Source organism: Marinobacter sp. 2_MG-2023 (genome assembly GCF_030546935.1).
In the GTDB taxonomy this organism is placed as follows: domain Bacteria; phylum Pseudomonadota; class Gammaproteobacteria; order Pseudomonadales; family Oleiphilaceae; genus Marinobacter.
Window position 1 is genome coordinate 80,297 of sequence record NZ_JAUOPH010000007.1, and the last position, 12,855, is coordinate 93,151.

General features: G+C 53.3%; 11 protein-coding genes. 10 read left to right on the top strand and 1 reads right to left on the bottom strand.

The features are described from left to right. The first annotated feature begins 13 nt into the window (after positions 1-13). Positions 14-235 (top strand): 50S ribosomal protein L31, encoded by a 222-nt coding sequence (gene rpmE, locus Q4501_RS17225; protein ID WP_096784074.1) that lies wholly within the window; start codon positions 14-16, stop codon positions 233-235. Positions 236-466: 231 nt separating this feature from the next. Beyond that, entirely contained in the window at positions 467-1,732 is a 1,266-nt protein-coding gene (locus Q4501_RS17230; protein ID WP_303597496.1) for a malic enzyme-like NAD(P)-binding protein, read from the top strand. 89 nt (positions 1,733-1,821) lie between these two features. Here the strand turns inward: Q4501_RS17230 and Q4501_RS17235 are convergent, their stop codons facing one another. Further along, positions 1,822-4,338 (bottom strand): penicillin-binding protein 1A, encoded by a 2,517-nt coding sequence (locus tag Q4501_RS17235; protein WP_303597497.1) that lies wholly within the window; start codon positions 4,336-4,338, stop codon positions 1,822-1,824. A 202-nt stretch (positions 4,339-4,540) separates the two neighbouring features. Here Q4501_RS17235 and Q4501_RS17240 point away from each other — a divergent pair, with 202 nt between their 5' ends. The 8 genes from Q4501_RS17240 to Q4501_RS17275 all read left to right on the top strand — a co-directional run bounded on the left by Q4501_RS17240 (position 4,541) and on the right by Q4501_RS17275 (position 12,686). Next, entirely contained in the window at positions 4,541-5,605 is a 1,065-nt protein-coding gene (locus Q4501_RS17240; RefSeq protein WP_303597498.1) for a pilus assembly protein PilM, read from the top strand. Next, a complete protein-coding gene (locus tag Q4501_RS17245) occupies positions 5,605-6,168 on the top strand; it encodes a PilN domain-containing protein (RefSeq protein ID WP_303597499.1) in 564 nt (187 codons plus the stop codon). Before Q4501_RS17240 ends, Q4501_RS17245 begins: the two co-directional genes overlap by 1 nt. Further along, positions 6,168-6,779 (top strand): type 4a pilus biogenesis protein PilO, encoded by a 612-nt coding sequence (locus tag Q4501_RS17250; RefSeq protein ID WP_303597500.1) that lies wholly within the window; start codon positions 6,168-6,170, stop codon positions 6,777-6,779. Before Q4501_RS17245 ends, Q4501_RS17250 begins: the two co-directional genes overlap by 1 nt. Before the next feature lie 2 nt (positions 6,780-6,781). Further along, complete coding sequence (locus Q4501_RS17255; RefSeq protein ID WP_303597501.1) at positions 6,782-7,330, top strand: pilus assembly protein PilP; 549 nt, start codon at positions 6,782-6,784, stop codon at positions 7,328-7,330. A gap of 65 nt (positions 7,331-7,395) precedes the next feature. After that, the gene (pilQ, locus tag Q4501_RS17260) at positions 7,396-9,435 is read left to right on the top strand and encodes a type IV pilus secretin PilQ (RefSeq protein WP_303597502.1); all 2,040 of its coding nucleotides are present in this window, start codon (positions 7,396-7,398) and stop codon (positions 9,433-9,435) included. 134 nt (positions 9,436-9,569) lie between these two features. Beyond that, complete coding sequence (gene aroK / locus Q4501_RS17265; RefSeq protein WP_303597503.1) at positions 9,570-10,136, top strand: shikimate kinase AroK; 567 nt, start codon at positions 9,570-9,572, stop codon at positions 10,134-10,136. After that, positions 10,129-11,226, top strand: a complete 1,098-nt coding sequence (aroB, locus tag Q4501_RS17270) for a 3-dehydroquinate synthase (protein WP_303597504.1) — start codon at positions 10,129-10,131, stop codon at positions 11,224-11,226. Before aroK ends, aroB begins: the two co-directional genes overlap by 8 nt. A gap of 35 nt (positions 11,227-11,261) precedes the next feature. Then, a complete protein-coding gene (locus tag Q4501_RS17275; RefSeq protein ID WP_303597505.1) occupies positions 11,262-12,686 on the top strand; it encodes an AAA family ATPase in 1,425 nt (474 codons plus the stop codon). Positions 12,687-12,855 lie beyond the last annotated feature (169 nt).

A 12,855-nucleotide genomic window follows, 5' to 3' on the forward strand; every position in this document is an offset into this window, starting at 1 on the left:
ACAGAGGTTCGCCATGAAAGAAGGTATCCACCCCAAGTACGAAGAGATTACCGCAACATGTTCCTGCGGTAACGTAATCAAGACTCGCTCTACGATCGGTCATGATCTGCAGCTTGATGTTTGTTCACAATGCCACCCGTTCTATACTGGCAAGCAGAAAGTTATGGACACTGGCGGCCGCATCGACCGCTTCCAGAAGCGTTTCGGTGGTCGTATCGCGGGTAAGAAAGACTGATACATCTGCTGATTTTCAAAAAAAGCGCCTGCAGGCGCTTTTTTTGTGTCTGGTGAAAATTACCTGTCTTGTTTTTGATTATAGGCAATTTGCCGTATTGACTGGTCAGATTTTGCTCGACTTGCCCCTTGTCGTTTTGGGGCGAGCGAGCCATAATGGCGCGCTCCTTCAGGCAGGCGTCTGCCGTCTGGAGGTTTATTACCTTTAAACGTGACAAACGGAACAGTGGCAATGTCTCAAGATCTGAAAGAAGCAGCCCTTGAATATCACGCCAAGCCGCGGCCTGGGAAGATTAGTGTAGAAATCTCCAAGCCGACAGCGACCGCCCGCGACCTTGCCTTGGCATATAGCCCGGGTGTTGCTGAGCCGGTTCGTGAAATCGCGAAGGACCCGGAGAACGCCTACAAGTACACTGCCAAGGGCAACCTTGTGGCTGTTATCTCTGACGGTACGGCGATTCTTGGTCTGGGTAACCTGGGCCCGCTGGCGAGCAAGCCGGTAATGGAAGGCAAAGGCGTACTGTTCAAGCGCTTTGCTGGAATTGACGTGTTCGATATCGAGGTCAACTCTGAAAGCCCGCAGGCGTTCATTGAAACCGTTGAGCGTATCGCTGACACCTTCGGTGGTATCAACCTTGAGGATATCAAGGCGCCGGAGTGTTTCGAGATTGAGCGAGCGTTAATCGAGAAGTGCAACGTGCCTATCTTCCATGATGATCAGCACGGTACTGCAATTGTTACTGCAGCGGGCATGATCAATGCCCTTGAGCTTCAGGGTAAAAAAATTGAAGAAGCGAAGGTGGTATGCCTGGGCGCCGGTGCAGCTGCAATCGCTTGTATGAAGTTGTTGATCAGCTGCGGTATTCGCTCTGAAAACATCTTCATGCTTGACCGCAAGGGTGTGATCCACTCTGGTCGTGATGACCTCAATCAGTACAAGGCAATGTTTGCCAACGACACTGATAAGCGTACGCTGGATGAGGCGATGGAGGGCGCGGATGTGTTCCTCGGTTTGTCTGGACCTGACCTGTTGAGCGGGGATCAGCTAGCGAAGATGGCGCCAAACCCGGTTGTTTTTGCTTGCTCCAATCCGGATCCGGAAATTAACCCAGCGTTGGCTCATTCGGTTCGTGATGATCTTATTATGGCTACTGGCCGTTCTGACTACCCGAACCAGGTGAACAACGTGCTTGGTTTCCCGTTCATCTTCCGTGGTGCTCTGGACGTTCGCGCAAGCTGCATTAACGAAGAGATGAAAGTGGCTGCGGTAGATGCCATTCGTAAGCTGGCGAAAGAGCCGGTTCCGCAGGAGATTTGTGAAGCCTACGGTGCTGACAGTTTCGAATTCGGCAAGGAATACATCATTCCGAAGCCCATGGATGTTCGCCTTCTGGAAGTTGTTCCGGCAGCCGTGGCGCGTGCGGCAGTGGACTCAGGGGTTGCCGGTAAGGGGTACCCTGCACATTATCCGCTGAAGAGTATGGATGACATCATCTGACCGATGGCGTTGTGCGTTTACAAAAAAACCGGCGGTGATCCCGCCGGTTTTTTTGTGGTTAAATATTCGTGTTGCGCCCTGATGCCGGGCTAGAAAATCTGTCGAGAAAGGTCGTCCCCGTTTCCGCGTGTACCCCCTGGGCCCGAGTCATCCGCTGACAGCGGTGCGGGCGCATCTTCTTCTTTAAATATCTCGAAGACGCCTTCTTCGCCGGGTCTGGCCCGCTTACCCGTGTCGGAGTTTATGCGGATGTTAACGATACCGTTCGGTCTGGGCATGAAAGCCGAGGGCGACTCACTCAGCGCTACCTTCATGTAGTCGACCCAGATGGGCAGGGCAGTGCTTGCGCCAAACTCTCTGCGCCCGAGTGGGGCTGGCTGATCAAAGCCTACCCACACGGTAGTGGCAAGGTTGTGATTGAAGCCTGCAAACCAGGTGTCTCTCTGTTCGTTGGTTGTGCCGGTTTTGCCGGCTATATCATCCCGCCCCAGTGCTAGCGCGCGTCGCCCGGTTCCACGCTTGACAACATCCCGAAGCATTGAGTGCAGAATATAAACGGAGCGTTCATCTGCCAGTCGTCGCATGACGCGGGTTTCCGGCGCGACTTCTGCTGTGGTCGCTGGGGATCTTTCGGCTTCGTTGGCGATATTTGCTGGTTCAGTCTCAATCGTGTCGCAGTCCTGCTCACAAAGCACGACGTCCGGGGCTTCGTAAACCGTTTCGCCGTTAACATCCGTAATGCTCTGAATAAGGAAAGGCTCCACGTCGTAACCACCATTGGCTATAACAGCCAGGCCGCGGGCCAGTTCCATCGGGGAAAGTTGGCCGCTACCCAGAGAGAGGGAGAGGTCTTTGGGCATGCTCTCAACCGGAACCTTCAACTGATTGAGGTAGTCGAGCGTCTGGGGGATGCCGATATCCCTCAGCAGCCGGATAGAAACCAGATTGCGGGAGCGGTAGAGCGCTTCTCGCAGTGTGGTTGGGCCATAGAATTGTCCGGACGAGTTCTGTGGGCGCCAGGCGGTTTCGAGCTCCGAGTCGTCAAATACGATCGGGGCGTCGTTGTAGATGGTTGCGGGTGTGACACCGCTTTCCAGGGCGGCTAGATACAAGAACGGCTTGAAGGTGGAACCCGGCTGCCGCCTCGCTTGCATGGCACGATTGTATTTACTTTGTCCGAAGCTATACCCACCGGCGAGAGCTTCAATCGCCCCCGTTTTAGCCTCAAGGGATATAAGAGCTCCCTCTGCTTTCGGCACCTGCATCAGCGAAACCTTGACGGGCTGGCCTATTCCGGATGTAGTAATCCCTTCTTCCTGCTCGCCATTCTCTGGCGCTGTTGGGGCTTGCGGTAGTTCGTCTATGCGAACGTAGACAACATCGCCAACGCTTACAACATCAGAAGGCTTTTCCGGCTTGGGGCCGGTCAGGTTTTCTGTTTTGTAGCGCATGGCCCACTGCATTGATTCGAACGGCATAACCGCAGGGCCAAACCTTCTGACGTGAGCAAGTACTTCCTTTTTCTCATCGCTAACGGCCGTTACAACTGCAGGCATCAGGGATTCAATTCTCGGATAGTTCAGCATGGCGTTGGAGAGGTTCTCTCCCGCCAGGGTCTCGGCATCGAGTTGGCCGATGGCGCCCCGGAACCCATGTCGGCGATCATAGGCTTCAAGGCCGCTCCTGAGGGCGTCCGTAGCCGTTTGCTGGTCTTTGCTGTCTACCGTCAGCGTGACGGTGTAGCCATCTGTGTATGCTTCCTCGCCGAAGCGCCTGACCATCTCGGCACGGGCCATCTCGGCGACGTAGTCGGCATCTACTTCGGTCTCCGTAGCATTATATGTGGCTGTTAGAGGTGCCGTGATGGCGAGCTCATAGGCATCTGGGCTGATAAAGCCGAGATCCTTCATTCGGCCCAGGATCCAGTCTCTGCGTTGCATTGCGCGCTGGGGGTTGGCCAGGGGGTTGTAGGCTGAAGGCGCCTTGGGTAGGCCGGCAAGCATGGCCATTTGAGCAAGAGAAAGCTCGTTGACCGGCTTGTTGTAATAAACGCGGGCAGCGGCGGCGATGCCATAGGCACGATTGCCCAGGTAAATTTTGTTCAGGTACAGCTCGAGAATCCGGTTTTTGTCTAGTTCACGCTCTATCTGAACTGCCAGGAGTATCTCATTGAACTTGCGGATAAAGGTGCGATCACGTGACAAAAAGTAATTTTTTGCAACCTGCATTGTGATCGTACTACCGCCGGATTGGATCGAGCCGGTAGAGACCAGTTCGATTGCAGCCCGCGCCAGGCCTTTGATGTCGACCCCGAAGTGCTCGTAAAATCGTGCGTCTTCCGCCGCCATAAAGGCTTGTAACTGAATTGTTGGGATCTGTTCTATTGTGATCGGTGCCCTTCTCTTTTCTCCGAATTCTGCTATTAATCTGTTGTCTTTGCTATACACCCGCAGCGGCGTCTGGAGTTTTATGTCCAGAAGTTGCTCGACAGGGGGAAGGCCCGGACGGAGGTAAAGGTAGAAGCCTGAGCCTACGATAACGGCGACACTCAGTCCGGTGAGAAATAACCATGCAAAAAGGCGAGAAGTACGCAACAAATGAGACATTTTTTTCTGACAACTGTTGGATATAGGTCTATCATTTGAGAAATTGCTTTAGGAAGGATGAGTCGCTTCACCGTTGCAATTGTTCTCAGCTGAATAAGAGCGAACATTGTAAACGGAATAATGAAGAAATTCTCTTAAATAAAAAACACATAACACATGTAACCGGGTGCATCTAGCCAGGTACCAGGTATAGGGTGAGCGCGTGTTCGGATTGTTGGGAAAGAAATCCAGTGCAGTACTGGGCGTAGATGTGAGCTCAAGCTCTGTCAAGCTCCTTGAGCTGTCGAAACAGGGCGACCGCTATAAGGTCGAGAGCTACGCCGTTGAGCCGTTGCCGGCCAACGCCGTCGTCGAAAAAAATATTACGGATGTAGAAGCCGTTGGTGAAGTTCTCAAGCGAGTAGCTTCCAAGTCCCGGACCAGTGTTAAACAGGTTGCGGTGGCAGTCTCCGGTTCTGCAGTCATTACCAAGGTCATCCAGATGGACGGGGGGCTCAACGAGTTTGAAATGGAAGATCAGATTGCTCTTGAAGCTGATCAGTACATTCCGTACCCGCTCGATGAAGTTGCCATAGATTTTGAGGTTCAGGGCCCCTCGGAAACAAACCCGGACCAGGTAGACGTGCTCTTGGCTGCATGCCGTAAAGAGAACGTCGACATCCGTGAAGATGCCCTCGAAATTGCGTCGCTGAATACGAAAGTTGTCGACGTCGAAGCCTATGCTCTGGAGCGTGCCTACGCGCTGATCGAGTCCCAGCTGGACTCGCAGGGTGAGGACCTCGTGGTCGCCATCGTTGATGTTGGCGCGACAATGACCACTCTGAGCGTTCTCGCGGAAGGTAAAACCGTTTACACCCGGGAGCAGATCTTCGGCGGCAAGCAGCTTACCGAAGAGATTCAGCGCAGGTATGGGTTGTCTGTTGAAGAAGCAGGCCTTGCCAAGAAGCAGGGTGGGCTGCCGGATGATTATGAGTCCGAAGTGCTTACACCATTTCGGGAGGCTGTTGTTCAGCAGGTTGCACGTGCGCTTCAGTTCTTTTTCGGAGCCAGCCAGTACAACGCGGTGGATTACGTAGTACTCGCCGGTGGTACCGCTTCGATTCAGGGGCTGACAGAAATGGTGGAAGAGAAAACAGGAACGCCGACGTTGGTCGCGAACCCCTTTGCAGAGATGGCGGTCGGTTCGCGGGTTAACGCATCTGCTCTCAGCAACGATGCGCCCTCGCTGATGATTGCCTGTGGGTTGGCGATGAGGAGCTTCGACTGATGGCAAGAATTAACCTCAGGCCCTGGCGCGAAGAGCTTCGGGCAGAGAAACAAAAGCAGTTTGTTGTGATGGTTGTTGGTGCGGCTATTATTGCCGGTGGCCTTACATTCCTTTGGAATACTCACCTCGACAACAGCATTTCATATCAGCAATCCCGTAATGCTTACATAGAATCTGCTGCTAAAAAACTGGATGAACAGATCCGGGAAATAGAAAGTCTCAAGCGCAAACGTGATGAGCTTTTGGCCCGTATGAAGGTTATTCAGGATCTGCAGGGTAAGCGACCTGTGATTGTCCGGGCCTTTGATGAGCTGGTGCGCACTTTGCCGGATGGGCTCTTCTATACCGATTTGAAACGGGCAGGTGATCGGGTGAGTATTGTGGGTATGGCAGAATCAAACAGCCGTGTCTCGACTCTTATGCGACAGTTTGAGGAGTCCGACTGGTTCACGAGTCCGAACCTCTCGAATGTGTCATCGGCAGACAGTCGGCGGGCTGGTTACAGCCAGTTCAATATGACTGTCAAACAAAAAACACCTGAGCCCGAAGGGGAGGATAAGTAATGAGCCTCGCGGACTCGCTGAAAAGCCTCAATGAATTTGATATCAATGACCTTGATATAAATAATGCCGGTATCTGGCCAGCTCCCATCAAAGCCATTGTTGTCCTGATTGTTTTCGGCCTGATTATGGGTGGCGGTTACTGGTTCTTTATCAAGGATCAATACGTGCAGCTCGACAGGGTTGAGAAAACGGAACAGGATTTGCGCAAAAAGTACGAAGAGAAAGCCTATCAGGTGGCTAACCTGGAGGTTTTTAAAGCGCAAATGGTCGAGATGGAAGAAACCTTCGGCGCGCTTGTGCGACAGCTTCCAAGTGAAACGGAAGTGCCGGGGCTTTTGGAGGATATTACCAATACGGCTCTGGGTAGTGGTCTGGCCCTCCAGGAGGTCAAGCTCCAGGCTGAGCAGAAACGTGATTTCTATTCTGAATTGCCGATTAATATCCGTGTTTCAGGTACATATCACGAACTGGCTACGTTCGTAAGCAGTGTTGCAAGTCTCCCACGGATTGTCACTCTGCACGATTTAACCATTAAACCAACTGGCGGAGACGGTGAGCGACTTGATATGCAGGTTGTTGCCCGTACCTACCGCTACCGGGCTGGAGAATGAGCATGGCAGCAAAGCATGCGGGAAAAGCCTGGCTGGGTGTTTGTCTGGTATCACTCCTGACCGCCTGTTCCCAGGGCAGCGGATTTTCCGATCTGGACAAATTTATGGCAGACACACGAGCCAAGCCTCGGGGTCATGTCGAGCCATTGCCGGAATTCAACGCTTACGAGGCGTTCAGCTATTCTGCGGCGGATAGGCGCGCGCCATTCGAGCCGCCGATAGATGTCCAGCTGACTATGGTTGATGAAAAACCGGTCAGTGACATTGAGCCAGATCTGGATCGACCTAACGAAGTGCTTGAGAATTTCGATCTCAAGGACTTGGGCATGGTTGGTACGCTTCAGGGTGTTTCGGGCGGTCTTTATGCACTGATTCAGGACAATGCGGGTGGTATTCACCGCGTTCGTACCGGGAACTTCATGGGGCAGAACTACGGCCGAATAATTGGCGTCAGTGAAACCCGGATCGAGCTAATCGAAATCGTTCCTAATGGCCGGGGTGGTTGGGTAGAGCGTCCTCGCTCTCTGACCCTGGAAGAAGACGCAGGGTAAGGAGCGGCTGGATGAAAATTGAAAGAAAAATGCATATACAAAAAAGTTCGGGGTCGAGGCTAGCGATGTTCAGAAAACTCAATCTATACGTCAGCGTGATTGCTTTTGGGTTGTTCTCCGGCCTGGCCAGTGCGGTCACGCTGGAAGACGTGTCGTTTTCGTCGCTACCGGGGGAACGCCTGGAAGTGACACTTCAGTTTGATGGTCAGCCACCTGAACCGTCGGGATACACTATTGAGCGCCCCGCACGAATTGCGGTTGATTTGCGCGATACGACCAGCGGCCTTAACAGTCGCAGTATTCCTTTGGGATCGGGCAACGCTCAAAGCATGACTGTAGTGGAAACCAAGGATCGTACCCGCCTGATATTCAACTTGGTTGAGCTGGCGCCATACGAGACGGTTCGCAATAACAATTCTTTGGTGATGACCATTGGCGGGGAGTTCAGCGGCAGTGCGGTGGCAGCCAGCACCTCGGGAAGCTCTGCTTCCGCGAAGCCCGCAGTATCTCCGGACACGCTCGCTGGTGTAGATTTCCGTCGCGGCAAGGATGGCGAAGGTCGCGTAATTGTCGAGCTGGGCAGCTCTGCTACCCAAATCGACCTGTCTGAGCTTGGCGGAAAAATTCGCCTGACGATGGATGGAATCGCTGTACCCGCAGACCTGCGTCGCCGTCTCGACGTAACTGACTTCGCAACGCCGGTCAGCCGCATCGATACGTTTGTTGAAGATGGCAATGCGGTGGTCGAGATTCGTCCCGAAGGCAACTACGACTATATTGCCTACCAGTCTGGTAGCCAATTCACTGTCAGTGTTGAAAAGTTGAGTGAAGAAGAGGCTGAATCTCGCCGGGAAGAAAAGTTCCCATACACCGGCGAAAAACTGTCTCTGAACTTCCAAGATATAGAAGTTCGCTCCGTTCTTCAGCTGATTGCTGACTTCACTGGCTTGAATCTTGTAGCAAGTGACACGGTCGGCGGAAGCATAACTTTGCGCCTGCAGAATGTGCCCTGGGATCAGGCTCTGGATCTGATTCTGAAAACCAAGGGTCTGGATAAACGTCAGATTGGTAACGTGCTTCTTGTTGCACCGGCCGATGAAATTGCCGCCCGTGAGAAGCTTGAACTCGAAACGACCAAGCAGATTGCTGAGCTTGCACCCGTTCGCCTCGATATCGTTCAGGTCAATTACGCCAAAGCAGCGGACATTGTTGCATTGATCCAGGCGGACGCAGAGTTGATATCGGATCGCGGTTTCGTATCTTCTGATGTTCGGACCAATACCATCAGCGTTCGTGAGACATCTGAAAAGCTGGAAGAAATTCGTCGCCTTGTTTCCACCTGGGACGTTCCCGTGCGTCAGGTTTCGATTGAGGCCCGCATAGTGCGCGCTCAGAACAATGTTGCCGAAGAGCTTGGTGTGCGCTGGGGTGCTGCTGGCCAGGGCGATGCGAATGGCGGGTCCAACAATCTTGTAATTGGTGGTTCTCAGAGTGGCTTGGGTGGAGCTCTCGGCTTTCCTTCTGACCTGAACGTAGACCTTGGCACCACTCGGTCACCAGCCGGCTCCGTGGCCTTTGGCTATATTGGTACCGACTTCCTGATCGATATGGAGCTTTCTGCCTATGAGAGTGATGGTCAGGCCGAAGTTGTTTCGCAGCCCCGTGTGGTTACCGCTGATCGCCAGACTGCCTCGATCAAGTCAGGTGAAGAAATTCCCTATCAGGAAGCTTCTTCAAGCGGTGCGACCTCTGTGTCGTTCAAGGAAGCTGTGTTGTCGCTTGAGGTAACTCCTCAGATTACGCCCGATGACAAAATCATTATGGATCTGGTAGTCAATCAGGATTCCCGTGGTGAGGTTACAGAAGGTATCCCGTCGATTAATACCAACGAGGTAACGACTCAAGTGCTCGTAGGGAACGGTGAAACGGTTGTGCTGGGCGGTATTTTCCAGTCTGAGGTTGCGACTACTGTGGTCAAGACCCCAGTGTTGGGCGATATCCCTTATCTTGGACGCTTGTTCAAGCGCACAGAGAAAATCAATGAGCGCAGTGAGCTGTTGATCTTTATTACCCCTAAGATCATCAAGAACGACTTGATCCAGTAATCTGGGTTAGATAGAAAAAGCCGCCGCGCCAAACCGGCGGCTTTTTTGTGTCTGTATATCTCTCGGTACTGACGCTTATGCAATCTTCAGCCCTGTGATATTCTCACCCGCCTGAACCCTATTGAGCGGAAGTTATGTCTTTGCCCAAACGTGTAGTCCTGGTTGGCCCCATGGGCGCCGGTAAGAGTACGATTGGCCGGATGCTCGCCCGGGAGCTGGGGTATCGATTCCTTGACTCTGATCGAATCATTGAGGAGCGTTGCGGGGCGAATATTCCCTGGATATTCGATGTTGAGGGTGAGGAAGGCTTCAGGCAGCGAGAAACAGCCATGCTAGAGGAGTTGGCTGCAGAACCAGGTACGGTTCTAGCGACCGGTGGCGGTGCAGTCATGCGTGTCGACAACCATTCGGTGCTGAAAAAAGATGCGGTGGTGGTCTATTTGAGAACCTCGATAGAGCAACAGGTAGAGCGCACTCGTAAGGACCGCAATCGGCCGCTGCTGCAGAACGATGACCCCGAGGCCGTACTGCGCAGGTTGTTTGCGATCAGGGATCCGTTATACACCGAGCTTGCTGACATCGTTATGCACACGGATCGTAAGAGCCCCCGATTGGTGGTCCGCCAACTCGTTAATCGTATTAATCCCAAAACGCCGCGACAACAAAGACAGGTGCGAAAGGAGGGTCGTAACCATGTATAACCTGCTTCACGAACTTAATGTCAGCCTGGGAGATCGCAGTTACCCCATCATGATCGGCGAAGGCATGTTGGGTGCGTATGATCTTTCCGGTTACGTTGGCGGCTCTCAGGTAATGATCGTAACTAACGATGTTGTCGGCCCTTTGTATCTTGAGCAGGCCAGAGCCTGTTTCCCCGGCAAGAGTGTGGATACCGTTGTGCTGCCTGATGGGGAAAAGCATAAAGACTGGCAAACGCTGAACCTGATTTTTGATGCCTTGCTGGAAAAGCGGCACACGCGTAAAACTACGCTTGTGGCCTTGGGCGGCGGAGTTGTCGGCGATATGACGGGGTTTGCTGCAGCATGCTATCAGCGCGGCGTACCTTTCATTCAAATACCGACGACTCTTCTGTCTCAGGTTGACTCCTCGGTGGGTGGGAAAACAGGCATCAACCACCCGCTTGGAAAAAATATGGTTGGTGCTTTCCATCAGCCCGAAGCTGTACTGATTGATACGGATACCCTTCAAACCCTGCCGCCGAGAGAGGTGTCTGCAGGGCTCGCAGAGATTATAAAGTATGGCCTGATAAGGGATACGGACTTTCTCGGCTGGCTTGAACTTGTGATTGATAAGCTAGTAACTCTCGACCGCAAGGCCCTTGCGGAGGCCATCTTTCGGTCATGCGCATGCAAAGCGGATGTCGTCGCTCAGGATGAGCGCGAAAACGGGCTCAGAGCCACACTGAACCTTGGTCATACCTTTGGTCATGCTATAGAGACCTATGCTGGCTATGGTAACTGGTTGCATGGAGAGGCAGTGGGGACGGGCATGATTATGGCGGCGGACCTGTCTGCGCGTGAAGGCTCTATCAGTCAGGCTGATTATGACCGCATCCTGCGGCTGGTTAACAAAGCCTGCCTGCCTGATTTGCCTCCGGCGGATATGACAGCTGCTGACTTCATGAACCTGATGGCGGTTGACAAGAAAAATGTCGATGGGCGCTTGAGATTGGTATTGCTACGCTCTGTTGGGGACGCCGTGGTGACGTCTGATGCATCTCCGGAAAATCTCGCTGCAACGCTGAAGTCCTTCTGCCGGCATGAACGCTGAGCAGAGGTTGAAACATTGAACATCAGGGGGTTTTTGTGACCGACGAAAGCTTCAGTAGTCTTGATGGTGGTGGGCTGTTCCCCCGGTTGCAACAGCGATACGGTTTGAGAGCCAATCCCCTGGAAATGGAGACCCCGTTTTTTCCGGATGGCATGCGCCACCATGCTCTGGAGGCGCTTCGTCATCTTTGCGGGTTTGGTGATATGGCGCTGTTGCTCACGGGCGCACCTGGCTCGGGTAAGAGCAGGTTGCTGGCTGAATTGGTTCGCAGTGAATCCTCTCGCCTGGGCTTTCATCGTTTGTCCGCTGCAGCTATGACAAGCTCAAATTCGCTGGCAAGAGACCTCAAGCAAGTTGGCCGCTCCGGTTCGGGTGCGGATGATAACCCGCGAGAGGCCGTGTACCGTTTTTTTCGGTGGTCGGAGGGTATGGTTGGAAAGGGGCAGCGCATGGTGCTGCTCATCGATGACGCAGACCGTGCGCCGCCAGATCTTCTCAGGCTGATCCTTGACGGTTTTCTGGCGGCTGATCGTGCCAAGGCAGCGGTTCCGGTGTTTGCTGGAGAAGATCGGCTTGTGACGCTTCTGGGTCTTGAGGACTCTTCAGTCTCCATTCACCAGATTCATTTGCGCCCGCTCACCAGAGAGGAAGTGTTCTCCTACCTTGAGCCGCGTGTCCATAAAGCGGGCGGCAAGGTCAACGAGCTTCTGAGCCCGGCCCGGTTGGCGAGAATACACGACCTTAGCCAAGGCAGCTTTTCCCGACTGAAAAGAGTAACGCCCGGTATCTGGATGGATATTGTTTCCGGTGCCTCGAAGCAGAAGCGCCCTCCGGGTTTCGATTTCAGGCAGCTCCGTCTGCCTGCCCTTGTACTTCTGATGTTGGGTGGCTCTTGGTGGTTCGTATCCCAACAGTACGACGAAACAGTGGCTCTTGAGCAGGAAACCTCTCCTGAGCCTGAACGGGTTCGCAAGAGCATTACGATTGGTCCCAATATCTCCGACGAGTCGCTGGAAGATGAGGGAGCCGATGAGCTGTTTCCGCCATTGACGGAGCCTGCAGCCTTGCCGGATCCTGTTTCTGAGCCTGAGCCTGAGCCTGAGCCTGAGCCTGAGCCTGAGCCTGAGCCTGAGCCTGAGCCTGAGCCTGAGCCTGAGCCTGACTTTATTCCCAAAAGTGCCGACAGGTACGTCGATATTGGTCAGCTGCGCAGCCGCGGCAAGGGCTGGACCATTCAGTTGGTCGCAGGGAACCTTGAGCAGACTGCGCTGAATGTCATTTCCCGTTACCCGGCCCTTGATGAGATGGTTTATACGTTGGGGGAACGCAACGAAGAGCCATGGTTCATGGTGTTCTATGGAAACTACGCGTCCAAGGAAGAGGCTCGGGAGGCAGTGTCTCTGCTTCCTGAGCCACTGGCCGCTGGTTCGCCCTGGGTACGCTCAACCGACGGTTTGTGACAGGCCTGAAAACGCGAGACCGTTTCTTGTAACCCTTTGTCTTGTATGTTTAAACGTTCGGATTTTCGGGAATCCGTCGTTGGAAATAATATCAAATCTGTTTGAGTACGTGTTTGTACGTGTGTAAAATGATCAGCCCATTTTTTTTGATGTTGGCTGCTTTTTGCAC

Bases quoted from the DNA above. Each gene is read 5' to 3' on its own strand.
- rpmE (WP_096784074.1), top strand. From the start codon at position 14: ATGAAAGAAGGTATCCACCCCAAGTACGAAGAGATTACCGCAACATGT.
- Q4501_RS17230 (WP_303597496.1), top strand. From the start codon at position 467: ATGTCTCAAGATCTGAAAGAAGCAGCCCTTGAATATCACGCCAAGCCG.
- Q4501_RS17235 (WP_303597497.1), bottom strand. From the start codon at position 4,338: ATGTCTCATTTGTTGCGTACTTCTCGCCTTTTTGCATGGTTATTTCTC.
- Q4501_RS17245 (WP_303597499.1), top strand. From the start codon at position 5,605: ATGGCAAGAATTAACCTCAGGCCCTGGCGCGAAGAGCTTCGGGCAGAG.
- Q4501_RS17250 (WP_303597500.1), top strand. From the start codon at position 6,168: ATGAGCCTCGCGGACTCGCTGAAAAGCCTCAATGAATTTGATATCAAT.
- Q4501_RS17255 (WP_303597501.1), top strand. From the start codon at position 6,782: ATGGCAGCAAAGCATGCGGGAAAAGCCTGGCTGGGTGTTTGTCTGGTA.
- pilQ (WP_303597502.1), top strand. From the start codon at position 7,396: ATGTTCAGAAAACTCAATCTATACGTCAGCGTGATTGCTTTTGGGTTG.
- aroK (WP_303597503.1), top strand. From the start codon at position 9,570: ATGTCTTTGCCCAAACGTGTAGTCCTGGTTGGCCCCATGGGCGCCGGT.
- aroB (WP_303597504.1), top strand. From the start codon at position 10,129: ATGTATAACCTGCTTCACGAACTTAATGTCAGCCTGGGAGATCGCAGT.